Annotated in this window: 22 protein-coding genes; 16 read left to right on the forward strand and 6 right to left on the reverse strand. The window is 62.1% G+C overall.

Annotation, left to right across the window (positions count from 1 at the left end; translation table 11 throughout):
• Positions 1 to 103 precede the first annotated feature (103 nt).
• Positions 104 to 616, forward strand: a complete 513-nt coding sequence (locus tag AC1DWA_RS00520; protein ID WP_003939810.1) for an Lrp/AsnC family transcriptional regulator — start codon at positions 104 to 106, stop codon at positions 614 to 616.
• Here AC1DWA_RS00520 and AC1DWA_RS00525 read toward each other — a convergent pair.
• Positions 604 to 2,148: an MFS transporter gene (locus AC1DWA_RS00525; protein ID WP_477845667.1), complete on the reverse strand. Its 1,545-nt coding sequence runs from the start codon at positions 2,146 to 2,148 to the stop codon at positions 604 to 606. The two genes, AC1DWA_RS00520 and AC1DWA_RS00525, sit on opposite strands and share 13 nt — an antisense overlap.
• A 56-nt stretch (positions 2,149 to 2,204) precedes the next feature.
• On the opposite strand from AC1DWA_RS00525, the gene AC1DWA_RS00530 reads away from it, so the two are divergent.
• Entirely contained in the window at positions 2,205 to 2,855 is a 651-nt protein-coding gene (locus AC1DWA_RS00530; RefSeq protein WP_019745284.1) for a TetR/AcrR family transcriptional regulator, read from the forward strand.
• 4 nt (positions 2,856 to 2,859) lie between these two features.
• Here the strand turns inward: AC1DWA_RS00530 and AC1DWA_RS00535 are convergent, their stop codons facing one another.
• Positions 2,860 to 3,975 carry an adenylate/guanylate cyclase domain-containing protein gene (locus tag AC1DWA_RS00535; RefSeq protein WP_477845668.1) on the reverse strand — a complete coding sequence of 372 codons (1,116 nt, stop codon included), beginning with the start codon at positions 3,973 to 3,975 and terminating at the stop codon, positions 2,860 to 2,862.
• 206 nt (positions 3,976 to 4,181) lie between these two features.
• Between AC1DWA_RS00535 and AC1DWA_RS00540 the strand changes: the two genes are divergently transcribed.
• Positions 4,182 to 4,901, forward strand: coding sequence for a DUF6319 family protein (locus AC1DWA_RS00540; protein WP_003940205.1), 720 nt, complete (start codon positions 4,182 to 4,184; stop codon positions 4,899 to 4,901).
• 74 nt (positions 4,902 to 4,975) lie between these two features.
• Positions 4,976 to 5,632, forward strand: a complete 657-nt coding sequence (locus tag AC1DWA_RS00545) for a S1 family peptidase (protein WP_007732621.1) — start codon at positions 4,976 to 4,978, stop codon at positions 5,630 to 5,632.
• Positions 5,633 to 5,645: 13 nt separating this feature from the next.
• On the opposite strand, the gene ilvD is transcribed toward AC1DWA_RS00545, so the two are convergent.
• Positions 5,646 to 7,340 (reverse strand): dihydroxy-acid dehydratase, encoded by a 1,695-nt coding sequence (gene ilvD, locus AC1DWA_RS00550; RefSeq protein ID WP_003940201.1) that lies wholly within the window; start codon positions 7,338 to 7,340, stop codon positions 5,646 to 5,648.
• A gap of 142 nt (positions 7,341 to 7,482) precedes the next feature.
• Here ilvD and AC1DWA_RS00555 point away from each other — a divergent pair, with 142 nt between their 5' ends.
• The 3 genes from AC1DWA_RS00555 to AC1DWA_RS00565 all read left to right on the forward strand — a co-directional run bounded on the left by AC1DWA_RS00555 (position 7,483) and on the right by AC1DWA_RS00565 (position 10,887).
• A complete protein-coding gene (locus AC1DWA_RS00555; RefSeq protein WP_477845669.1) occupies positions 7,483 to 7,824 on the forward strand; it encodes a hypothetical protein in 342 nt (113 codons plus the stop codon).
• A 103-nt stretch (positions 7,825 to 7,927) separates the two neighbouring features.
• Positions 7,928 to 9,616 (forward strand): alkaline phosphatase D family protein, encoded by a 1,689-nt coding sequence (locus tag AC1DWA_RS00560; RefSeq protein WP_020970775.1) that lies wholly within the window; start codon positions 7,928 to 7,930, stop codon positions 9,614 to 9,616.
• Complete coding sequence (locus tag AC1DWA_RS00565) at positions 9,613 to 10,887, forward strand: alkaline phosphatase family protein (protein ID WP_477845670.1); 1,275 nt, start codon at positions 9,613 to 9,615, stop codon at positions 10,885 to 10,887. Before AC1DWA_RS00560 ends, AC1DWA_RS00565 begins: the two co-directional genes overlap by 4 nt.
• Here AC1DWA_RS00565 and AC1DWA_RS00570 read toward each other — a convergent pair.
• Complete coding sequence (locus AC1DWA_RS00570; protein ID WP_477916431.1) at positions 10,884 to 11,441, reverse strand: TIGR03086 family metal-binding protein; 558 nt, start codon at positions 11,439 to 11,441, stop codon at positions 10,884 to 10,886. The genes AC1DWA_RS00565 and AC1DWA_RS00570 overlap by 4 nt on opposite strands.
• A 101-nt stretch (positions 11,442 to 11,542) precedes the next feature.
• On the opposite strand from AC1DWA_RS00570, the gene AC1DWA_RS00575 reads away from it, so the two are divergent.
• The 6 genes from AC1DWA_RS00575 to AC1DWA_RS00600 all read left to right on the forward strand — a co-directional run bounded on the left by AC1DWA_RS00575 (position 11,543) and on the right by AC1DWA_RS00600 (position 17,956).
• Complete coding sequence (locus tag AC1DWA_RS00575; RefSeq protein WP_019745276.1) at positions 11,543 to 12,538, forward strand: aldo/keto reductase; 996 nt, start codon at positions 11,543 to 11,545, stop codon at positions 12,536 to 12,538.
• 45 nt (positions 12,539 to 12,583) lie between these two features.
• Positions 12,584 to 13,855: an MFS transporter gene (locus AC1DWA_RS00580; RefSeq protein ID WP_019745275.1), complete on the forward strand. Its 1,272-nt coding sequence runs from the start codon at positions 12,584 to 12,586 to the stop codon at positions 13,853 to 13,855.
• Positions 13,856 to 13,925: 70 nt separating this feature from the next.
• On the forward strand, positions 13,926 to 14,354 hold the full coding sequence (locus AC1DWA_RS00585) for a DUF6325 family protein (protein ID WP_020909115.1): 429 nt from the start codon (positions 13,926 to 13,928) through the stop codon (positions 14,352 to 14,354).
• A gap of 24 nt (positions 14,355 to 14,378) precedes the next feature.
• Positions 14,379 to 14,699, forward strand: a complete 321-nt coding sequence (locus AC1DWA_RS00590) for an SHOCT domain-containing protein (protein WP_019745273.1) — start codon at positions 14,379 to 14,381, stop codon at positions 14,697 to 14,699.
• A 68-nt stretch (positions 14,700 to 14,767) separates the two neighbouring features.
• A complete protein-coding gene (locus AC1DWA_RS00595) occupies positions 14,768 to 16,675 on the forward strand; it encodes an alkyl/aryl-sulfatase (RefSeq protein ID WP_019745272.1) in 1,908 nt (635 codons plus the stop codon).
• A 114-nt stretch (positions 16,676 to 16,789) separates the two neighbouring features.
• Positions 16,790 to 17,956: an HNH endonuclease signature motif containing protein gene (locus AC1DWA_RS00600; RefSeq protein WP_477845671.1), complete on the forward strand. Its 1,167-nt coding sequence runs from the start codon at positions 16,790 to 16,792 to the stop codon at positions 17,954 to 17,956.
• A gap of 70 nt (positions 17,957 to 18,026) precedes the next feature.
• On the opposite strand, the gene AC1DWA_RS00605 is transcribed toward AC1DWA_RS00600, so the two are convergent.
• Both AC1DWA_RS00605 and AC1DWA_RS00610 read right to left on the reverse strand, forming a co-directional pair.
• Positions 18,027 to 19,022, reverse strand: coding sequence for an endonuclease/exonuclease/phosphatase family protein (locus tag AC1DWA_RS00605; RefSeq protein ID WP_477845672.1), 996 nt, complete (start codon positions 19,020 to 19,022; stop codon positions 18,027 to 18,029).
• 67 nt (positions 19,023 to 19,089) lie between these two features.
• The gene (locus tag AC1DWA_RS00610) at positions 19,090 to 20,511 is read right to left on the reverse strand and encodes a short-chain fatty acyl-CoA regulator family protein (RefSeq protein WP_020909101.1); all 1,422 of its coding nucleotides are present in this window, start codon (positions 20,509 to 20,511) and stop codon (positions 19,090 to 19,092) included.
• Between the two features lie 167 nt (positions 20,512 to 20,678).
• Between AC1DWA_RS00610 and prpD the strand changes: the two genes are divergently transcribed.
• From prpD to AC1DWA_RS00625, 3 genes are read left to right on the forward strand one after another with little or no spacing between them, the layout of a single operon-like run.
• The gene (gene prpD / locus AC1DWA_RS00615) at positions 20,679 to 22,181 is read left to right on the forward strand and encodes a 2-methylcitrate dehydratase PrpD (RefSeq protein ID WP_021332007.1); all 1,503 of its coding nucleotides are present in this window, start codon (positions 20,679 to 20,681) and stop codon (positions 22,179 to 22,181) included.
• Positions 22,181 to 23,098, forward strand: a complete 918-nt coding sequence (prpB, locus tag AC1DWA_RS00620; RefSeq protein ID WP_021332008.1) for a methylisocitrate lyase — start codon at positions 22,181 to 22,183, stop codon at positions 23,096 to 23,098. Before prpD ends, prpB begins: the two co-directional genes overlap by 1 nt.
• Positions 23,095 to 24,216, forward strand: coding sequence for a bifunctional 2-methylcitrate synthase/citrate synthase (locus tag AC1DWA_RS00625; RefSeq protein ID WP_021332009.1), 1,122 nt, complete (start codon positions 23,095 to 23,097; stop codon positions 24,214 to 24,216). The genes prpB and AC1DWA_RS00625 overlap by 4 nt, the downstream gene beginning before the upstream one ends.
• The last annotated feature ends 10 nt before the right edge of the window (positions 24,217 to 24,226 follow it).

A 24,226-nucleotide genomic window follows, 5' to 3' on the forward strand; every position in this document is an offset into this window, starting at 1 on the left:
GTAGTCAACGGAGGTAGTTGAAAGTAGACACAGCGCCGGAATGCGAAGATGGTGGCACTGTTTTGTAGGCAATTTGCATAGTTGAACGACGAGTGGAGCAGACGTGAATCTCGACGCAGTGGATCTGGCTCTGTTGGACGCGATGAACAAGCACCCGAGGGCCGGTGCGTTGGAGCTTTCGCGTCAGGTCAAGGTGGCGCGGGCGACAGTGCAGGCGAGATTGAAAAGGATGGAAGATGCGGGCGTCATCGCCGGATACGCGCCACACATCAATTTGGCTGCAGCGGGTTTCGGAGTACAAGCATTCGTGACTTTGCAGATCGCCCAGGGGGCGCTCGACACCGTCACCGCGGAACTCGAGGCAATCCCCGGTGTGCTCGAAGCCTTTGCCACCACAGGCTCCGGCGACGTGCTGTGCCGGATTGCCGCTGCGTCGCACGAGGATTTGCAAGCGACGCTGCTCGAACTGAATCGGTCGGGGATAGCCACCCGGTCGACCAGCGTCATGGTTCTCTCGGTTGTGGTGCCGCTCCGGTCGATGCCCTTACTGCAGACTCTGCAATCGGAGCAGACGACCAAGGCCCCGGCATACCGACGAGGCGGTCAGTCTCGCTGACGACCCGGAGCCCAGAATCCCAGAACGATCGCGGATACCCACATGATCGCGGCGAGCGTGAGTGCTCCTTGATCCATGCCTTTGATGAAGGCTTCACGGGCGAATTCGGCCAACTGGGCACCCTGCGGCCCGGCTGCTTCGGCGACATGGAGAGCGGCGGCCAGAGAACCGGATACCGGTTCCTTGGCGGGTTCGGGCAGCAAGTCGACCGCGGGCTGGACGTGATTGCCATAGCCGGCGGCGAGGATACTTCCCGCCAGTGCAATGCCGATGGCAGAGCCGATCTCACGGGTTGCGTCGTTGACTGCTGAGGCAACACCCTGTTTGGAGTCTGGTGCGTTGGAGACGATCGCAGCAGTGGCGGGGGTTGTCGACAAGCCCAATCCGATAGCGGCTACTACCAAGGGGACACAGACTTCGGCATAGGTCGAACTGGCGTCCAAGCGCGTCAAGAGTGCAATTCCGGTTCCGAGGAAGGCAACACCGGTGGCGGTGAGAGCGCGAAGGCCGATACGCGGAATCAGTAGGGGCGCAACCACGGACAACGCCATCACCGGCACAGCGATCGGCATGAGGGCGAGCGCCGATTGCAGTGGGGAGTAGTCGAGCACCAGTTGGAGATACTGCACGATCAGGAAGAACAAGCCGAAAGTCGCCAGGAATTGCAGGGTCAGTGACGCTGCGCCGCTGCCGAATGCGCGATTGGCGAACAGTCTCACGTCCAGAAGTGGATGGCGAGTACGTAATTCGACCCAGCTGAATACCGCGGCCATGGCAATTCCGCCGACCAGCAACGCGAGAACTACCGGATCGAGCCAACCACGGGCCGGCGCCTCGATCATCCCCAGGACGAACAGTCCGATCGAGCCGGCGATCAGCGCTGTACCAGGTAGATCGAGTGGAGTTGCCTCCGTGTCCTTCGACGTCACGATCGTGAACGACACCACGAGGATGAGGACCGAGACGACGGCCAGGCTGACGAAAATCGAATGCCAGGACCATTTTTCGAGGAGTAGCCCGGAGACGACGAGTCCGGCGATTGCACCGGACCCTGCGACGCCGGACCAGACTCCGACGGCACGGGCACGCTGCGCCGGCGGGAAACCTGCAGTGAGTAGAGACAGCGTCGCCGGCATGACAAATGCGGCGCCGACGCCGGAGATCACGCGGGAGACGATGATCCACGACGGTTCGTCCGCGAAGACCGGAATCGACGAGCCGGCAGCAAAAACGAGTAGTCCGAACATGAGCAGTTCTCGTCGACCGTATCGATCGCCGAGTGCGCCCGCCGGCAACAAGAGACAAGCCAGCGTGAGCGTGTACCCGTCCACGATCCACGTGAGCTGGCTCTGTGTTGCACCGGTATCGCGGGCCAAGTCGGGAAGGGCCGTGTTGAGAGCGGCCATCGCTGCGACGACCAGCGCGACGGCGCAGCACGCGACCGTCAGCATCCAGATCTGTCGGATGGTCCACGTGGACTGTTCGAGCGTCGTATCGCTACTCACGAAACCTCCCGATAGAAACAAGACCATCAGTATCGTTACAAGAACAGCAGTTCCACAACCCCCAAGTGGGTATAACTGAGGTTGTGACGGCGGGAATCGACAAGCAGGAAATCGACAAGCAGGTCAGCGACGAGGATCCGCGTAAACAGCGTTCCAGGTCCAGGTTGCTCGACGCGGCGACCAAGCTGCTGGCAGAAGGCGGCGTGGACGCGGTGACGATCGATGCCGTCACCAAATTGGCCAACGTCGCACGTGCGACGTTGTATCGGCATTTCGACAGCGGCACGGAGTTACTCGCCGCGGCATTTGCTCGCCTCTTACCGCCGGTGCCCGAGATGTCCGGGGAAGGTGACCTCCGCGCGCAATTGCTCGAGTTGTTGACCAGTCAGGCCAAGGCCATCGAAAGCGCACCGATCCAGGTGACGGCCATGTGCTGGCTCGGCTTGGGGCCGGAGCTGAAGGGTTACTCGAGCGTCGACGCCCTGTCGACGGACAAGCCCGAATTGCGATCGTTGCGCCAGACGGTCTTCGAGCAGTACCGTCACGCGTTCGATCGGATCCTGCGCTCGCCGGATGCGATCGAAGCGTTGGGGGAGTACGACTACGACGTCGCACTTGCTCAGTTGGTCGGACCTTTGGTGCTCACCAAGCTGGCCACGCTGACGCCTCTCGGGGAGGCCGCGTGTGAGCAGATCGTGGACGATTTTCTGGCTGCACGCGGAGTGTCGAGCTGACAGCTCACGGCTCCAGATTGCGTCGTAGCACGTACTGCTCGAGGCGGTCGATGCCGCGCACTCGTCGCGGACGAAGGTGTCGCAGTTTGAAATTGGCGTCCGAGCCGAGCTGGGTGGCCAGCTCGGAGTCGATCAGCACGGTGCCGGGGCGAGCGGAGCTGGTCAGGCGCGCGGCCTTGTTGACCACCGAACCGTAGAGATCTCCGAAGCGAACCAACGTCGGACCCATGGCCAGGCCTACCCGAAGCTGTGGATCGTCGTGATCGGCGAGGACCGCCTGCTGGATCTGCAAGGCGATCTCGGCGGCGTGATGAGGACTCTCGGCGGCAAACATGACCTCGTCACCGACGGTCTTGACCACCCAGCCGTAGTTGCGTCCGATGATTTCGGTGGACGCGGACTCGAACCGCTCGAGCAGATCGTTGAGTTCGGCGGAGTCGAGTCCGCGAGTCAGCGAGGTGTACCCGACGATGTCGGCGAAACCCACCACCAGAACACGACTCGCGACTTCTTCGCCCGGGTTTCCCACGTTGCGGCCCGTCGACGACGCGACGTGACGCTTCCATACGTACGTCTGCAGAGATTCGACAGCGGGAATGATCTCGGCGCCGAGGCTCAGAACGACATTTCTGATGGCGTCGGGTTCGTGATCCACCGAGTCCGCAAGCTGATCGATGATGTGTGTGCTGATCAGCGATACCTGCCACTCCGCCAACCTCGACATCGACTGTCCGAGAGAACGGGCAGCTGCCACCTCACTGTTCTGTGAGATGACGCCTCGATTGACCATGTCGGTGATGGTCTTGAGGGCGTCGGCGTCTTGCTGCGTGAACATGACCGCGTCGGGATCCTCGTCGACGGCAAAGCCCATCGCCACCCACAGACGATCGGCGCGCTCGCGTGTCACCCCGGCGAATTCCGCGATCTGCGACTGTGTGAAGCAGCGCGGTCCGCCGAGGAGGGACTCCTCGATGTCGGCTTGAATCCGGCTGAGCAGATGAGCATCGACGTCGATCGGCTCAGCAGCGTGAGATTCAGCAGCGTTAGATTCAGCAGCGTTAGATTCAGCAGGGGCGGGTTCGGTGACCTCGTCGATCCACTCTGACTCCGAACTGCTCACCGTGCTCCTTCTTGCCGCAACGAATTTCTGTCCACCATCTTCCACGCGGTGCCCCGAGAACAGTACTGAATTGGCCGAACCGCCTACGGATCCTCGGGCCCAGGCGGGCGGTGAGAGTCAACACGTCGGTGGCTTGTGCAAGAGTTGCCCCGAGAAAAGCACTGTCGATACTGAAATGCACGAGATACTTCTGAAAGGACCTGCGCATGCCACCCCGTAGACGTTCCGGCGCTGCCGCATCAACGCCGGATCACCTCACTGCGGACAATCTGGCAGCGCTCGCCACGGCTGTCGCCGAAGGCAAGCGCGCCACCGTCTATCTGCGCGAGGCGACTCCCAGCCTGGGGATCGAAGCCGGTACCTCGGCGAAAGTCGTGTCGGTGGACGGCAACACCGTGATGATTCGCCCCAAGGGCGTGAACGACGAATTGCCTTTCGAGGCAGAGGAATTGCGCATCAACCGCGTCTCCGCGGCACCGGCCAAACCGGCGCCACGGCCCAAACCAGTTGTGGAGTCCGAGCCCCTGATGGAGCCACTCGTAGAGCCTGTTCGACCGAAGCCGCGTGCGCAGCCTGCACCCGCTCCGGTACCGACTACCACTGCTGCCCCTGCCGCGACACCTCGTCCGGCCGTCAAGCGTGCGAAGAAACTGCCGGCCGGCATCAGCGTCACCATCCATGCGGGCGCGGACAACGACTGGAGCGTGACGGTCACACAGGGCGCCAAGCGTCCGGGCAAAGCAGTTCCGGTCGCACCCGATGCAGTCGAGCGAGCTGTCCGCGAGTTGGGTGAGCCCACCGCCATCGAAGCTGTCGAGTCCATCATCGTCGCTGCACGGGACATGGCTGCAGCGCGAGTCGACGAGTTGAGTCGCCAGCTCGAGGAGGCACGCAAGATGCTCGAAGCGCTCGGAGCTACCGACTAGAAACGCTGCGTAGGTCCGCACTTTCCGGGGTATGCGTTTTTTGCAGCGGGGAGATTACCGGCGGAGAGATTGTGATGTTGCAGCGAATTGTTTCGGCTCTGGCAGCGTTGGTCTTGGCACTCGGACTCGGGTTCATCGTCAGCAGCAACGCGGTTGCTGCACCCACGCCCATGGGTGGTGGTTCGGGCATCATCATCGACAATCAGCTGGTCTGCACGTTGACCACTATCGGGCACGACAACGGCGGCAGACTCGTGGGTATCACCGCAGGTCACTGCGGTGGTCCTGGATCGTTCGTGATCCCGGAAAGCAACGAGGACGCAGGCGTGGTCGGCACGTTCGTCGAGTCGAACCCGGACCTGGACTACGGGGTCATCCAGTTCGATCCGGGCAAGGTCACGCCAGTTCGAACGGTGGGCGCGGCAACCATCACCTCGATCGGCGCTCCGGCCAGCTTCCCGGCTACAGCCTGCAAGGAAGGCCGTACGACGGGCACCACCTGCGGCGTCGTCTGGGGAGACCTGAGCGCCGACGCATCCACCTGGACTCAGATCTGCGTCGACCACGGTGATTCGGGAGCCCCGGTCACGGTCGGCACGACGCTGGTCGCGATGGTCAACGCCTACCTCTGGGTACCGTGCCTGGGGCCGGAACTCGGCACCAACATGACCTCCATCGTGGACACGATCAATGCCCACGGAGGCGTCGGCGCCGGGTACCGGCCCATCTAGCTGCGAGCTGGGATCAGCCGCACACTGCTCCACCCGAGGCTGATCCCACGAGCTTGGAGTACTTGGCCAACACACCACGTGTGTAGCGAGGCGGCAACGGCTCCCAGCCCTTCTTGCGGGCTTCCAATTCGGAGTCGTCGACCAACAACTCGAGTTGTCCGGTACCCACGTCGAGCCGGATCTGGTCGCCGTCGCGAACGAACGCGATGGGACCGCCGTCGACGGCCTCGGGCGCAACGTGTCCGACACACAGGCCGGTGGTGCCGCCCGAGAATCGTCCGTCCGTCAGCAGCAGGACGTCCTTGCCGAGACCCGCACCCTTGATCGCGCCCGTGATGGCCAGCATCTCACGCATTCCGGGACCGCCCTTCGGGCCCTCGTAGCGGATGACGACGACGTCGCCACCAGTGATGGTCCCGTCTTCGAGCGCGTCCATTGCGGCACGTTCACGTTCGAAAACCCGTGCAGTGCCGACGAATACATCAGACTCGAATCCTGCCGATTTGACCACCGCGCCGCCGGGAGCGAGCGAGCCCTTCAGGATCGTGATGCCTCCGGTCGGGTGAATCGGCTTGTTCATCGCCCGCAGGACCTTACCGTCCGGATCGGGCGGGGTGATGTGCGCCAGGTTCTCCGCAACAGTCTTGCCGGTGACGGTCAGGCAATCTCCGTGCATGAGTCCCGCGTCGAGCAATGCCTTCATGATGACGGGGACGCCGCCGATACGGTCGACGTCCGTCATGACGTGCTTTCCGAAGGGCTTGACGTCGGCGAGGTGCGGGACCTTCGCGCCGACGCGGGCGAAATCGTCGAGCGTCAGCGGGACGTACGCTTCGTGCGCGATCGCGAGGAGATGGAGCACCGCATTGGTGGATCCGCCGAACGCCATGACCACCGCGATGGCGTTCTCGAACGCTTCCTTGGTGAGGATGTCCCTGGCGGTGATGCCCCGACGAAGGAGTTCGACAACGGCTTTGCCGCTCTCGCGGGCGAATCCGTCGCGGCGACGGTCCGGCGCGGGCGGTGAAGCGCTGCCGGGCAGCGACATTCCCATGGCCTCGGCGGCGCTGGCCATCGTGTTTGCGGTGTACATGCCGCCGCACGCGCCTTCGCCCGGGCAGATCGCCCGTTCGATGGTGTCGACGTCGGCGCGGCTCATCAGTCCGCGCGAGCAGGCGCCCACAGCCTCGAACGCGTCGATGACGGTGACTTCCCGCTCGCTGCCGTCGGAAAGTTTGGCGACGCCGGGGAGGGTGGAACCGGCGTAGAGGAACACGCTGGCGAGGTCGAGGCGGGCCGCCGCCATCATCATGCCGGGCAACGACTTGTCGCAGCCGGCGAGAAGAACCGATCCGTCGAGGCGCTCGGCCTGCATGACGGTCTCGACGCTGTCCGCGATCACTTCACGGGAGACGAGGGAGAAGTGCATGCCCTCGTGACCCATCGAAATGCCGTCGGAAACGGAGATGGTGCCGAATTCGAGGGGGAATCCACCGGCCTCCCGGACACCTTCCTTGACGGCCTTGGCCAGGCGATCGAGGGACAGGTTGCACGGTGTGATCTCGTTCCAGGACGAGGCGACGCCGATCTGCGACTTGACCCAGTCGTCGTCACCCATTCCTACTGCACGCAACATGCCGCGCGCTGCGGTCTTTTCGAGTCCGTCGGTGACGTCACGACTTCTGGGCTTGATGTCGGGTTCGGTCATTTTCCAAGCATAGGCGTCAGCAGGATGTCTTTCCGGCAGACGAGCGACTCGAGTTGCCAACAGACGTCGTCCGTCGTGAATAGACTCGTCGCATCGCAGTCGGGGCTGAGTGTGCAGGTGATTGACGTACAGGGGGATTCAGGTGGAGTCGGAACTGATTTCAGCTTTCGGGTTTGCAGTTCTGGCGGCCGTCTTGACCGGTAGTGGTGTCTTCCTGGTTGTTCTGACGGTTCTGCACGAGTTTGCCCGGTGGAAGGGCCGCTTCGTATCGGTGTGGGTGACTTTCTTTGCCGCACTGCTGATACTGCCTGTGCTGTTCGGTGCGTTGATCGCCGGCTATTCCGCGTTCTCCGAGATCGACGGGTCCGAGGCTCTGATTCCGCCGGCGTTCTGGATCCTGATCGCGGCCGGGGGTGCACTCGGCGGTTACATCGGAGTCAAGGTCGGTGTGGTTCGAGGCTCGGCCCTCGACTACCGGTTGTGATCGGGATCGACTCGGTCAAACTTTCAGAGAATCGCAGGCGAAGCCTGGGTGAACATCCCGAAGCTCTCTTGAACGGCCGTTCAGGTGCGGGTTCACTCCTAGCGTGCACACGAATGCCTTCGATCGAATATCCAGACGTGGCCTACTGCAGGGATCGGCGGCTCTCGCCGGCGCAGTAGGTCTCGGTGTCGCTTCGGCGAGCCACGCCGGTGCCGAGGTTCCGGGTGGCAGCCCGGGATTCGCGCACGGCGTGGCATCCGGTGACCCGTTGCCGGATGCCGTGATCATCTGGACCCGCATCACCCCAACGGCAGACGCAACGCCAGGTTCGGGCGTCGGGGCGGCGGTGACGCTCAACTGGCAGGTCGCGACCGATGAGGGGTTCGCGAGCGTTGTGGCGTCGGGAAGTGTTGCTGCTTCGGCAGAATCCGATCACACCGCGAAGGTCGACGTCACCGGACTCGATTCGTCGACGACGTACTGGTACCGATTCACTGCGGGTTCGGCTGTTTCTCCGGTGGGACGCACCCGCACGGCTCCGTCGAACTCGGCAGATCTCGATCGTCTCCGCTTCGGCGTCGTGTCCTGCTCCAACTGGGAAGCAGGATATTTCGGTGCTTATCGCCACCTCGCATTCCGCGAAGACCTCGACGCGATCATTCATCTCGGTGACTACATCTACGAGTACGGGCAGGGGGAGTACGGCGCGCGGAACGGATCCGTTCGCCTTCACGAGCCGGCCCACGAGATCATTTCGCTGGCCGACTACCGAATTCGGCACGCGCAGTACAAGACCGACCCGGATCTGGCTGCTCTTCACCTGAAACTCCCGTTCATCACTACGTGGGACGATCACGAATCGGCCGACAACGCGTACCGGGACGGCGCCGAAAATCACACTCCCGGTATCGAAGGCGATTGGGCAGATCGAAAGGCGAACTCGGCCAAGGCATATTTCGAGTGGATGCCTGTCCGCCCGTCGGGTAGTGGTTCGAGCGTTCAGCTGTATCGACGGTTCCGCTTCGGGAATCTGGCCGAGATCTCGATGCTCGACCTGCGTACCTACCGCGACGAGCAGCCGACGATGAAGCAGGTCGACGATCCGTCACGCACCATTACCGGACGCGCACAGATGGATTGGTTGACCAGCGGAATCGTCACCTCCCCGACGCAGTGGAAGATCGTCGGCAATCCGGTCATGATCACGCCCTGCGTGTTCCCGCCGCTGGAACCGGCGACCACCGCGGCGTTGACCGAACTGGTGGGAGTGCCGCAGGCCGGTGTCCCGTACAACACGGATCAGTGGGACGGGTACACCGCCGACCGCACCAGGCTTTTCGATGCGATCACCTCGAACGGTGTGGACAACACCGTCTTCATCACCGGTGACATCCACACGTCGTGGGCTTGCGACCTACCGACCAATGCCGCGAATTACCCAGGCGGGCCGACTGTCGGCGCTGAGTTCGTCGTCCCGTCGGTGACGTCGCCCAACATCGACGACATGCTGAAAGTGCCGCCGCGAACGGTAACCGTTGCGGCAGAAGAAGCATTCAAGGCAGTGAACCGACATGTGCGGTACGTCGAACTGGATTCGCACGGCTTCGGCGTATTCGAAATCGCCCGCGAAGGTACTCAGATGGATTGGTACTACGTCGACGATCTCACCAATCCACAGAGCAATGCGCACTACGCCGTGAGCTACCGTCTACCGGCAGGCGCGGGCAGTAGAGTCTCGCCCACTTCGGCCGCCCTCGATCAGGCCTCGTACCGACCAGGAGTCGACCAGTGAGTATCGAAGTTTCGCGTCGTAGCGTTCTGATCGGTGGAAGTGTTGTCGCCGGAACGGCATTGCTCGGAACGCCCGCTCGCGCGAGCGTTCCCACCAGCGCAGGCATCCCAGACCTGGACGTGCATGTCATCGTCGTCGACGGCATGCGTCCGGACGAGCTGCGATCGGAGCTCACCCCGACGCTGACCGGGCTTGCGGCCGGCGGTATTCACTACCCGGACGCCAGCGCCATCACGATCGCGGAGACGCTGCCGAATCACACGGCGATGATGACGGGAGTGCTGCCGGCGCGTTCGGGAGTGCCTGCAAACTCCGTCTACGATCCGTCCATCGACAAGAAGCGTGACCTCGATCGGCCTTCCGACCTGCAGGCATCGACGGTTCTTGATCGGGTGCGCACCGAACTCGGATTGACCACTGCGAGTGTGCTGTCGAAGCGCTACCTTCACGGGTTGTTCGGTGACCGCGCCTCACTGGTGTGGGATCCCCAGCCGCTCGTTCCCGGCACGGAGCACGCGCCGGACAACTTCACGATCGACGCCTTGATCCGTATCGTCGGCGGGAACTCGCCGCGGCTCTCGTTCACCAACCTCGGTGACGTCGATCGGGTTGGGCACCTGGATCTGTCCGGTCTGTCCATCCGGATCGCTCGCACGGCCGCACTTCAGAACACCGACAACCAGGTTCGCCGCTTCGTCGACTTCCTTCATGACACGGGTCGCTGGAATCGGAGCATTCTGATCGTGTTGGCCGACCACTCCATGGACTGGTCGGAGCCCGCGCGGCTCATCGGACTCGATCGACCGCTGAACGCGGACCCGTTGCTGGCAGGCAAGATTCGAATCGCCCAGAACGGTGGCGCAGACCTGATCTACTTCGTCGGACCCGATGGCGAACGGGCGGAAGCCGTCAGCCGGATTCAGCAGATCGTGGATGGTGTGGACGGCGTCGAATCCAGCCACCTCCCCGCCGAATTCGATCTCGGCACCAATGCCGGTGACGTCGTTGCGTTTTGCGCTCAGGGCTGGCGGTTCAGTGATCCGACTCCACTGTCCAACCCGATTCCCGGCAACCACGGCCATTTCGTGACACTGCCCATCCCGTTCTTCCTCAGCGGCGGGCATCCCGCTCTCGACGGTGGACGGAAGATCGACACGCAGGCTCGCACGATCGACGTCGCGCCGACGGTTGCGGCTCTGCTCGGCCTCGGTGCACCTGCCGGCGGCTGGGACGGCGTCGCCCGCACGACGGGCGTGACGCTGAACGTCTAACGAGGATCGCGGCCGGTCAGGGCAATCAGCTTGTCCTGCAACGACGCATCGTCAGGAAGAYCGACGGGAGCGGAGAACAGGCCGCTCTCGGCGAGCATGTCGCGCTGCCCGTCGAGGTCGGACCAGACGGCCTCGACGAGGTCTGGATCGAGTCGCTCGTCTGCTCCGACCGCTCGCGCGAGATCCCAGGTGTGGATCGTGACGTCCGAGGTCTGCTGGCGCAGATAGGGTTCCACCTTCACTGTGCCGTACGAGAGGTGAACGTGGGCACTGAGGTCCGTCGATTTCCACGCTTTGATGGCGGCATCGGAGTACTTCTGCCATTCGGTCCACAGGTCGTCCCCGACGGGAACGATGTCCGGTGTCGCCTCGCCGACCGTCAGTCCGGCCAGGAGCGGCGGTACCCACTGCTGCTCCTCGATGACGTGGCGGACGAGGTGTTCGACGTGCCAGTCGGAGTCGGGCGTGGGTGCGTTCCAGTCCTCGACTGCGGCGAGTCGTGAACCGAATTCGCGGTGGGCGGTGAGCACGAGTTCGAGCCAATCGAATGCCATCACTCGAGGGTAACCCGATCAGCGTGACGTTAATCGGTGCGTGAGGCTTCGATTCGGTGAAGACTGTCGAGGTTGTCGCTTAGTCGAATCGAGGAGTTTTCATGACCGTCCCCACCGTCACTCTGGCCGAAGGTCTCACTGTCAGCGCCCAGGGATACGGCGCGATGTCCGTCGCCCCTGTCTACGGCCCGGTGGATCCGGCCGAGGCGCTTGCCACATTGCACCATGCGGTGGACATCGGGATCACGTTCATCGACACCGCCAACGTGTACGGCGAGGGCTCGAGCGAGCGTGCGGTGGGAGAGCTTCTCAAAGACCGCCGGGACGAAGTGCAGTTGGCGACGAAGTTCGGTCTGGTCGGCAACATCGCCAACGGTCAGCGCGGGATCAACGGAGACCCGGCCTACGTACCGCAGGCACTCGACGAGTCTCTGGGACGACTCGGCGTCGATCATGTCGACCTCTACTACTTGCACCGGGTCGACCCGAACGTTCCGATCGAAGACACCGTCGGCGCGATCGCAGAGCAGGTGAAGGCGGGCAAGGTCCGCAACATCGGCCTGTCCGAGGCGACCGGCGATGAACTGCGTCGTGCGTACGGGGTGCATCCGATCGCGGCGATCCAGTCGGAATGGAGCATCTGGAGTCGGGACGTCGAGAACAAGGTAGTACCCACCGCCGCGGAACTCGGAGTCGGATTCGTGCCCTTCTCACCTGTGGGCCGAGGCTTCCTGGCGGGATCGTTCGATGCGGAGACGCTCGGTGACAACGACCTGCGCCGACGCTTCCCACGCTTCTCGGACTCCGCGCTCCCTGCTAATCAGAAGGTTCTCGACGTGGTCCGCGCCGTCGGTGAGGAGCTCGGCGCGACGCCTGCACAGGTTTCCCTGGCATGGCTCGATGCCAAGGGCCGGCAGTACGGGTTGCCTTCTGTTTCGATTCCCGGYACGCGGTTCGCTGCACGAGTCACCGAAAACGCCGGAGCGTTGGACATCGTTCTGAGCGAAGACCAGATCGCTCGCCTCGACTCCCTCGCCGCGATCACCGAAGGCTTCCGTTCGGCTGATTTGAATTGGGTCTCTCAGGGCCGCGAATAATCATGTCCTGAGCCTTGCGAAAGACAGGAGTAACATACAGACCCGATGAAAAAAGTGTGGTTGGTCTGGGGTGTCGGTGTTTTTGCCTACGTGATCGCCGTGCTTCACCGCACTTCGTTCGGTGTCTCGGGTCTGTCTGCTGCTGATCGGTTCTCGATCTCGCCCAGCGTTCTGTCGAGCTTCGTCGTGCTGCAGATCGTTGTGTACGCCGGTATGCAGATTCCGGCGGGAGTTCTCCTCGACCGCTACGGTTCGCGGATCATGATCGCAGTCGGTGCGTTCATCATGATGTCCGCGCAGTTGGCTCTCGCCTTCACCGAATCGCTGCCCGTCGCGATCGGTGCACGTATTGCCGTCGGTGCCGGGGATGCACTCACCTTCATCTCGGTGTTGCGGTTGGTACCGCAGTGGTTCCCGCCCCGGCAGGTGCCGTTGGTCTCGCAGTTCACGGGCATCCTCGGTCAGCTGGGCCAGGTGATGTCTGCGCTTCCGTTCATGTTGCTGTTGTCCGGACCGGGCTGGACTTTTGCCTACGGCAGCGCTGCCGCTGTCGGACTGTTGGCGTTTGCACTGGCGTTGAGTGTCATCCGCGACGCGCCTCCCGGTGCCGACGTGGTCGCCGTGCCGGCCGGCGCCAAGGAGATCGGGCGACAGATCAAGACGGTGTGGATGCGGCCCGGCACCCGCCTCGGGTTCTTCAGCCACATGGGGACTCAGTTCTCGATCACGACGTTCGCGCTGCTGTGGGGCGTGCCGTACCTGAAATCGGCTCAAGGCCTCGACTCCACGACGGTCGGCTCGCTGCTGACGCTGTCGGTCATCTCGGCAATCGTGGCCGGCCCGATCCTCGGCATTCTCACCGGTCGCTATCCCATGCGTCGATCGTGGTTGGTTCTCACCATCATGGTGGCCAGCGCGCTCATGTGGACGATCGTGCTTTCACGAAGCGAGCCGTCTCCGCTCTGGTTGTTGACGATCCTGGTGGTCGTCATCTCGGTGGGTGGGCCGGGTTCGGTGATCGGCTTCGACTACGCGCGTACGTCCAACCCGAGTTCGGCGATGGGCACCGCGCAAGGCATGGTCAACATCGGGGGATTCCTCGCTTCCCTCATCGTGATTCAAGTGATGGGCGTGATCCTCGGACACATGGGCGGGTAYACGTTCGACGGATTCCGCGTCGCCTGGATGGTGCAATATCCGGTCTGGGTTCTCGGTATCGTCGGTGTGCTCGTCACCCGAGGCAAAGCCCGGCGAGCCCTCGCGGCAGAAGGCGTACACGTACGGCCGATTCGCGAAGTCATTCGTCGCAACAAATAACTCGATCGCATCGGGTAATTCATCCCCTGCGGGTGAGGTTCCCAAGCGTCCGAGCCACCAGGCTTGATGGATGAACGACGCAATGAACATCGGACCGGTCGAGCTCGTGGTGCTGGCATTCCCAGGTTCCACTGTGGATCCTGAAGCCGTCGCCGCGCTGCAAAACGTGGTGGAACGAGGTTTTGTCACCCTGCTCGACCTCGTGTACATCGCCAAGGACGCCGACGGACAGGTGTCGCAGATCGACGTCGACGAAGATCTCACAGAGATCGGACTGGCGATTCTGTCCATCGAAGCCAAGGCATTGATCAGTGACGAGGATCTGGACGTGGTCCGTGAGTCACTCGAACCAGGAACGTCCGCCGCAGTCATCGTCTACGAGCAGACGTGGGCGCGTGAGCTCGCGTCGACGGTTCGCGGTGGCGGCGGCGATGTAGTCCTTCACGTTCAGATACCGCGCGAGGTAGTCGTCGCAGCGGTCGAAGCAGCATTTCAGTAGCGACAATTACCCAAGGAGTTCGGCATGGTTTTTCGAGGTGGACGCAGAGGGCGGCCGGGGTTGCTCGGCACGGTGGCGCGCACTGCGGTAGTGGCTGGAACCGCAAAAGCGACGTCCAACGCCATGGATAGACGGAGTCAACGGAAGGCCAGCGAGCAGCAGCAGGAATACCAGCAGGAGTACCAGCAGCAACAGCCGCCGCCGCAGGTCGCACCCGTGCAGTCCGTTCCCCCTTCTGGCGCGGACGATCTGGTCTCCAAGCTGCAGGAGCTGGGTCAGCTTCATCAGTCCGGCGTGTTGACCGACGCGGAGTTCGCCGCGGCAAAGTCGCAGTTGCTGAGCTAGTGCCTGCTGGCTCTTGAAGCCTTGAACGGGTTTACCACACTGGACAATTGAGCATGAGAGGCTGATCTATGATCGACCCACGCGCAGCATCGGCCGCAATCGAAGCGGCGAACTCCCGAGTCACCGAGACCCTGCCGTTCTCCGACAAGACCGATTTCACCGATGCCGAGCGCGGGTTCATCGGCGCGCTCGATCCCGGCGTGGTAACCGGACCCGACGGAAAAGTGCTGTGGGACAACGACTCGTACTCATTCCTGGATGAAGAGTGCCCGCCGACCGTCAATCCGAGCTTGTGGCGTCAATCGAGGTTGGTGGCCAAGCAAGGGCTATTTGCGGTGACGGATTCGATCTATCAGATACGCGGCCTCGATCTGTCGAATATGACCCTGATCGAGGGGGAGAGCGGGATCATCGTCATCGATCCACTGATTTCTCGGGAAACCGCGGCCGCTGGTCTCGCGTTGTATCGGGCGCATCGTGGTGATCGACCGGTTGTCGCGGTGATCTACACGCATTCGCATATCGACCATTTCGGTGGGGTCAAGGGGGTGACCACCGAAGACGACGTCGCTGCCGGGCGATGCGTGATCTTTGCGCCAACGGGGTTCGTGGAGCATGCCGTCGAGGAAAACGTCTATGCGGGAACGGCAATGGCTCGACGCGCGGCATACATGTACGGGGCGGCATTGCCTCGAGGTCCTCGAGGTGGCGTCGGTGCAGGATTGGGCCAGACCACCTCCACCGGTACACCGACGCTCATTTCACCGACGGTGTCGATCTCGAAGACCGGTCATACGGAGACGATCGACGGCGTTCGGATCGAGTTCCAGATGACCCCAGGCACCGAGGCGCCGTCCGAGATGAACTTCTACTTCCCGGACTTTCGCGCACTGTGCATGGCGGAGAACGCAACTCATAATCTGCACAATCTGCTCACACTTCGTGGAGCGTTGGTGCGAGATCCGCATGTGTGGTCGGCGTACCTGACCGAATCGATCAATCGCTACGCCTCACGATCCGATGTCGTGTTTGCATCCCACCATTGGCCGACGTGGGGGACCGAACGGCTCACCGAGTTCATGTCATTGCAGCGCGACCTCTACGGGTACCTTCACGATCAGACACTTCGTCGAATCAATCAGGGGTGGACCGGTCTCGAGATCGCCGAATCCATCGAACTGCCAGCCGCCTTGGCGCAGGCGTGGCACACACACGGGTACTACGGTTCCGTCAGCCACAACGTCAAAGCCATCTATCAGCGCTACATGGGATGGTTCGACGGCAACCCAGCACACCTGTGGGAGCATCCACCCGTCGAATCGGCCAAGCGTCACGTGGAGTTCATGGGCGGATCGGCAGAGGTGCTCCGAAAAGCTCGGGAATCGTACGAGAGCGGAGACTTTCGGTGGGTCGCGCAGGTGGTGAACTACGTCATCTTTGCTGAACCGGACAACGCCGAGGCCAAGACCCTGCAGGCCGATACCTTCGAGCAACTCGGGTACGGCGCAGAGAACGGCACCTGGCGAAACTTCTACCTCACCGGTGCATACGAACTGCGCAACGGTTCGGTGGGTACGCCCACAGTTGCTGCAGCTCCTGACATCACCGCAGCGTTGTCGGTGAAGCAGGTGTTCGACGCCGTGTCGCTCCGCGTGGACGGAGTGAGTGCAGCGAATTCCCACATCGTCATCGATTGGAACATCACCGACGAAAACATCGTGCACCGAACGGAACTGAGCAACGGAGTGCTGATCCATTTCGACGTGGAAGGTGGGTCTGCAGATGCTGGGTCTGTGGATGCGACGTTCAGTTTGAGTCGTCTCGGCTTACTCGGTGTGCTGCTCGGTGGTGCGGACCTGGGCGCCGAGATTGCGAATGGCAGTATCACGGTGGCCGGCGACCCGGCGAAGCTCGCAGAACTTGCGGGGCACCTCGACGAGCCTGATCCGAACTTTGCGATAGTCACGCCGACGTAGCAGCGTGTGGCAGTTGAATGAGTCTGTATTTCAACGAGTCTCGAGTTCTGGGCGCTCGTGAAGTTGTCCGTTTTGTCTCTGGTTATCGAAAGTATGTTCGATTAAACTTTCGGCATGGACAGTCGCGAAGCGTGGCAGCTGGATGGCGAGGACCTCAAGAGTGAGGTTCTGGATCTGGTGCGTGTCCGGCACGAGTTGCAGTCGCGGTTGGTGTTGTTGATCGTGGAGATGTTTTCCCGTGAGGTTCTCGGCGGGAAGGGTTTTCGGGCGATCGCGCAGTGGTTGCATGGTTCGACGAATTTGGAGATCGGTGAGTGCAGTCTGCTGGTCGGGTTGGCGCGGTTGTTGATGCTCGAACCGGTGGTGGGCGATGCGTTTCATCGTGGTGATGTGGACAAGGCTCGCGGGATTCTGCTTGATCTGGCGTCGAAGAACATTGCGGATTGTGATGCGGTGCGGGCGGCGATTCGGCGGATCGAGAAGCAGTACGGAAACCGTGAGGACGGGGTCCCGGTCGGGGAAGACTCTGAGCGCAATGAGTTTTACGCCTCGAAAGGCTTGTACGGGCGGGTCACGGTCAAGGGCGATTTGGATGCGGTGAACGGGGCCCGTCTGATCACGTTGTTGTCGAGCCTGTCGGTTCCGACGCCGGAGAAGGACGGTGTCAAGGACACCCGTACGCCGGCATTACGGCGCGCGGACGGGTTCTGTGAACTACTGCGGCGGTACGAGCGGGCGGGGTTGGGTCCGATCGAGGGTGGGGTGAAACCGCACATCACCGTGACTGCGTCGGCGAAGGACATGTCCGACTTCAAAGCATTGAAAGATCTCCTGCCGTCGACTCAGGAATTCGGGTTTGCGTGGATGGATTGGGTGGGTCCGATCAGTATCGACACGGCCCGGATGCTGGCGTGCGACTGCACGGTCACGCGGATCTTGTTGGATGAGAATGGTGTTCTGCTCGACTGCGGTAAGGAAGCGAGAACTGCGACGGTTCCGCAGCGGCGGGCGTTGGCGGTGCGTGATGGCGGGTGTGCGTTTCCGGGGTGTGGAACACCCCCGGGGTGGTGCGATGCTCACCATATCGTTCATTGGAACGATGGTGGCCCAACAGATCTCGACAACCTGATCTTGTTGTGCGGTCATCACCATCGGACGATGCACCACACGGAGTGGCGGGTCGAGATCGGCCCGGATCGAAAGACGGTGTTCTATCCACCGATGTCGATCGATCCGTATCAACAGCCGATCGGCGGGAACAGCCCACCGACAGCAGCCTGAAGTGAAACAACTCGAGACGCGAGCACCGGGGCACAACAATGCCCCGGTGCTTGCTCGATCCAGGATTTAGTCAAGACAACGTGATGTCGGCAATCAGGCCGTGGTGATCGGATCCCTCGATCTCGATCCGTTCCAAGGATGTCGCCACGGCGCCTTTGGTGATGATGTGGTCGATACCGACCACCGCCGGATACCACTTGTCGGTCGGGTACGTCGGGATCAGGCCGGAACCCAATTGATCGGCGGCGCTGGTGTATCCGTTGCTGAGGAGATTCCGGAACTGTTTGTTCGAGTACGACGCATTGAAATCGCCGCTGACTATCACATTGTCCATCCCGGCGACTTCGTCCATGTAAGACCCAAGCTTTTGCTGCTCGGCCGCCCACACCGAAGCCGGCGAGATGTATGCCGGTGCCGGATGCACGGCGAACAATGTGGCTGGCTGCGCCAAGCCGACATTCAGCTCTGCGGACAGCGTTTCGGGTGAGAACCCGTCGAGGCTACGTGGATTGGAGAGAGGAAAGCGACTGTAGATTCCGGCCCCGCCACCGCCGTCGGCGTAGGGGATCAGGAACTGGTGGCTCAGAACCTCTTCAAGCCCGGCGGCTTCGAGCGCCTCGGCTTCCTGGTACGTCAACTCCTGGACCGTCACCACGTCGACGTTGCGTTCGCGGACCATCGCCACAAGCGACTCCGGATCCGCTGCACCGACCATCAAGTTGGCCTGCATCAACCGAATCGATGGACCGTTCGCAGACGTCGACTCCCCAGTTCCGCCGATGTACAGCGGGCTCACAGACCATCCGAACAGTGCAAGGACGACAAGGGATGCGGCGCATACGATCCACTGACGCCCGATACCCGAGACGACGGCACCGACCAGCGGAGCAATCATCAACAAGGGTGCCACTGACGCCAGAACGATCACGATGTTGTGATCGACGTCCAGCTGAGTTGCGATCAAGGCAACCAAACCCGTCACGATTCCGGCCACACCAACCACGGCCGAAAGGCGGCGAAGAACCAGTCGACGAGGGGTCACGGTATCGGGTTGCATGACATCCATCGAAGCAGAAAGGCGCCGTAGCTCCGGGGAAGCGCAGGTGGAGTCGGTGCGCCCTATTGTTTGCGTCCTATTGTTGCGGATACGGCAGATGGCTGCTGCTGTTCTGACTGACGGAGATCGAGCGGCCGAGTTGGGGGAAGGCGCGTTGAGAGCACGCCGGTCTGTCACAGACTTTGCACCCCGCGCCGATCGGCACGATGGTCGCGGGGTCGTCCGTCTGGATTCCGTGGGAGTAGACCATGCGATCGGCGTAGCCGATGTCGCAACCGAGTCCGACGGCGAAGTTCCGCTCGGGGGCGAGGTACCCGAGCCCGCCGCTGTGGGTAGTGCGCGCCACCCAGAGGTATGTCCGGCCGTCGGGCATCTTCGCGACCTGGGTGAGGATGCGCCCTGGGCTCGCGAACGCCTCGTGGATGACCCACAGCGGGCAACTGCCGCCGACTCTGGAGAAGTGAAAAGCGGTAGCGGACTGTCTCTTCGAGATGTTTCCGGCGCGATCGGTTCGGACGAAGAAGAAGGGAATGCCGCGCTGGCCGTGCCGTTGGAGTGTGGACAACCGGTGGCAGACGGTCTCGAAGCCGACCTCGAACTTGAGGCTCAGCAGATCGATGTCGTATCGCAAGGCCTCAGCGGATTCCAGGAATTGGGTGTACGGCAGTAGTAGCGCGCCGGCGAAGTAATGCGCGAGTCCGATGCGGGCGAGAGCTGCGGATTCGGCACTCAATGATTCATCCTCGGCGACAAGAGAATCGATCACGTCGGCTTGGGTGAAGAAGGCCAACTGCATCGCGATCTGGAACGCGCGTTGCCCTGCCGACAGACGACGGGCGAGGGTGAGTACCGACTTGTCCGGATCGTAGAAACGCTTGGGGCCGAGCTTGTCTGGTTCGTCGGTACGGATCGTCACGGTGACGCCGTGCTGATCGCGAAGTAGTCGTGCCAGTTGCAAATCCACTGCGCCAACGGACAATCCGTTGTCCACGAACATCTGCTCGGCAGCGTCGTCCAGAACGGCGATGTGATTCTTTCGGTCGTAGAAGAAGTCCCGAACCTCCTCGTAGGGCATGGGTACGAGCGACACATCAGATGCGGCCTCGCCGGACAATTGCGTCGAGAACTGGTCCAACTGCTCGGTTGCGGCGTGCAAACGACGGTGCAACATCACGAGGGTGCGTCCGACCGCGGGCATTCGGGCCACCAATTCGTCTACCTCTGCCAGCGATACCTCCCCGGATTCCGAGGTTTCGGCCAAGGCGTGATGAACGTCAGCCACGAGGCGTGCGTCGGAATCGGAGGCGAAGAATTGCACGTCGAGATCGAACTCGGCGTTGAGCTTGAGAAGGACGGGGACCGTCAGCGGTCGTTGATCGTTCTCTAGTTGATTGACATAGCTGGGGGAGAGTTCGAGTGCCTTCGCCAGTGCGGACTGTGACAGGTTTCGTTCTTCCCGCAGCCGTCGCAGCCGCGCTCCCGCGTACATCTTCTTCATCGAATCTCCTCGGTGCCGATCGCGTTCACCCTACCGAGGAGCCATTCGCAACATTCGCAACATTGCAGGATCGTTATTGCACAAATAGGCAGTTGCGAGGGCCTATCCCGAGGTTAATGAGCTGCGTAGCGTGCAAATAGATACCGAAGCACGTGAGAAGAGGATCGATGAAGACGCATCTCGTACGCACCCACCGCTCTGCCGAAGAGTTCCCCAAGGAAGACCACCTCGCGTGGAAGATCGCGGAAGTTGCGACGGATTCCGTCGAGGTCACCGACGCCACGTCCGACATGATCGTCAACCGGATCATCGACAACGCGGCAGTTGCCGCAGCTTCCCTGGTGCGCCGCCCCGTAGTGAATGCGCGTGCGCAGGCGCAGTCTCATCCGTACACACCCGGTTCCACCGTGTTCGGTATCTCGGGTACCTTCTCGCCTGAATGGGCCGCATGGGCAAACGGCGTAGCGGTTCGTGAACTCGATTTCCACGACACGTTCCTGGCCGCCGAGTACTCGCACCCCGGTGACAACATCCCGCCGATCCTTGCCGTCGCTCAGCACGCCGGGCGTGACGGCAAAGACCTGATTCGTGGTCTGGCGACTGGCTACGAGATCCAGATCGACCTGGTTCGGGCTATCTGCCTGCACGAGCACAAGATCGATCACGTCGCACACCTCGGCCCTTCGGCCGCGGCAGGTATCGGAACCTTGCTCGGCCTGGGCACCGAGACGGTCTACCAGGCAATCGGTCAGGCGCTGCACCTCACGACGGCTACACGGCAGTCCCGCAAGGGCGAGATCTCCAGCTGGAAGGCCTACGCGCCGGCGCTGGCCGGCAAGGTTGCCGTCGAGGCAGTCGACCGTGCGATGCGCGGTGAAGGTGCGCCGTCACCGATCTGGGAAGGCGAAGACGGCGTGATCGCCTGGCTGCTCGGTGGCCCGGACAAGGAGTACCACGTTCCGCTTCCGGGTTCTGGTGAGGCGAAGCGCGCCATCCTCGACTCGTACACGAAGGAACACTCCGCGGAGTACCAGAGCCAGGCGCCGATCGACCTCGCACGCCGGATGCGTTCTCGCGTCGGCGATCTCGACCAGATCGCCTCGATCGTCTTGCATACCAGTCACCACACCCACGTCGTCATCGGCACCGGTTCCGGCGATCCGCAGAAGTTCGACCCCACCGCATCACGCGAAACTCTCGATCACTCGGTGATGTACATCTTTGCCGTTGCGCTGCAGGACGGTACGTGGCACCACGAGCATTCCTACGCGCCCGAGCGTGCACAGCGCCCCGACACGATCGAGCTGTGGAACAAGATCTCCACGCGCGAAGATCCCGAATGGACACGCCGTTACCACTCGACGGACCCGGACGAGAAGGCTTTCGGTGCTCGCGCCGAGATCACCTTGAAGAGCGGCGAGGTCATCGTCGACGAGCTTGCGGTGGCCGATGCACACCCGCTCGGCGCACGTCCGTTCGCTCGCGATCAGTACGTCGCGAAGTTCCGCACCCTCGCCGAGGGCGTCATCGAGCCGAGCGAACAGGACCGCTTCCTCGACGCGGCTCAGCGCACCGCCGATTTGAAGGCAGGCGAACTCGATCAGCTGACCTTCACCGTTTCCGAAGACGTTCTCGCTCGGGCCCCCAAGGTCGCCAAGGGACTCTTCTGATGACGGGCCTCATTGCCGCATCGACGTCTGCAGCCGACAAGCGGATTGCCTTCCGGGCCGGGCTGACGTCCGGAAAGATTCAACGACTCCCCGGTGCGATCAATCCGTTGACAGCCAAGCTCATTCAGGAAATCGGGTTCGAAGGTGTCTACGTTTCGGGTGGTGCGTATTCCGCCGGATTGGCGCTTCCCGACATCGGGCTGACCACGTTGACCGAGGTCGCCGCCCACAGCAAGCAGATCGCGCGGGTCACCTACCTCCCGACGCTGATCGATGCCGACACCGGTTTCGGTGAACCCATGAGTGCTGCCCGCACGGTCACGGTCTTCGAGGACGACGGTATAGCCGGTCTGCACCTGGAGGATCAGATCAACCCCAAGCGCTGTGGGCACCTCGACGGCAAAGCGATCGTGCCTACCCAAGACATGGTTCGCCGAGTTCGTGCTGCAGTCTCGGCACGTCGTGACCCGAACTTCGTCATCTGCGCGCGCACCGATGCTGCCGGAATCGACGGTATCGACGCAGCGATCGAGCGAGCAAAGGCCTACGCGGATGCCGGCGCTGATTTGATCTTCACAGAGGCTCTTGCCACCGAGGCCGACTTCGAGAAGTTCCGCGCAGCAGTCGACACTCCGTTGCTCGCCAACATGACCGAGTTCGGAAAGTCGAACCTCATTTCGGCGAAGACATTGGAAGAGATCGGTTTCAACGCCGTCATCTACCCCGTGACCACCCTTCGTCTGGCGATGTTCGCTATCGAAAAGGGTCTGCGCGAGATTTTTGCGGAGGGCACGCAAGAAGGACTGCTCGGCGAGATGCAGCAGCGCAGCAGGTTGTACGAGATTCTCGAGTACGAGCGTTACAACGAATTCGACAGTGGCATTTTCAATTTCAGCGTGGAGGGGAGTAGGACATGACCGAACAGATTCCGACGATCTACAAGGGCTTGGCCGGGGTTGTCGTCGACACGACGGCTATCTCCAAGGTAGTGCCCGAGACGAATTCGTTGACGTATCGCGGTTACGCAGTGCAGGACCTCGCCGCGAATTGTAGCTTCGAAGAAGTTGCGCACCTGCTGTGGTACGGCGAACTGCCGACACCCGAGCAGCTCGAATTGCTCTGTCTGCGTGAGCGTGCGGCTCGCCGTGCCGATCGATCACTGCTCTCGCTCCTGACCAAGATGCCGGACAACTGCCACCCCATGGATGTGGTCCGTACGGCGATCAGCTACCTCGGCGCCGAGGATCCGGCGGAGGACGACAACTCGGAGAAGGCCAATCTGGCCAAGGCACTGCGGATGACGGCTGTGCTTCCGACCATCGTCGCAGCCGATTTCCGCCGCCGGCGCGGCCAGGATCCCATCGCGCCGCAGTCGGACCTGGGTTTCGCCGAAAACTTCTTGAACATGTGCTTCGGTGCTGTTCCGGAGCCGGCGATCGTGAAGGCCTTCGAGGTCTCGCTGATCCTGTATGCGGAGCACTCCTTCAACGCCTCGACGTTCGCCGCTCGTGTTGTGACGTCCACACTTTCGGACATCTACAGCGCAGTGACGGCTGCGATCGGCACGCTCAAGGGCCCGTTGCACGGCGGCGCAAACGAAGCTGTCATGCACGACATGCTCGAGATCGACGACCCCGACCGCGCAGAAGCCTGGATGTCGGAGAAGTTGGCTGTCAAAGAGAAGGTCATGGGATTCGGGCACCGTGTCTACAAGAACGGTGATTCGCGAGTGCCGACCATGAAGCAGGCGCTCGTCGACGTCGCTGCTTGCACTGACGGCGAAAAGTGGGTGCAGATGTACGAGATCCTCGAGAAGACGATGGTCAGTGCCACCGGAATCAAGCCGAATCTCGATTTCCCTACGGGCCCTGCGTATTTCCTCATGGGCTTCGACGTCGAGATGTTCACGCCGATCTTCGTGATGAGCCGCATCACCGGATGGACGGCGCACATCATCGAGCAGGGGCAGTCGAACGCACTGATCAGGCCGCTGAGTCAGTACTCCGGTGTGCCGCAGCGGACCGTTGTGGCATAACGCTTTCAAC

This window comes from Rhodococcus sp. P4_F3_2, assembly GCF_056401335.1.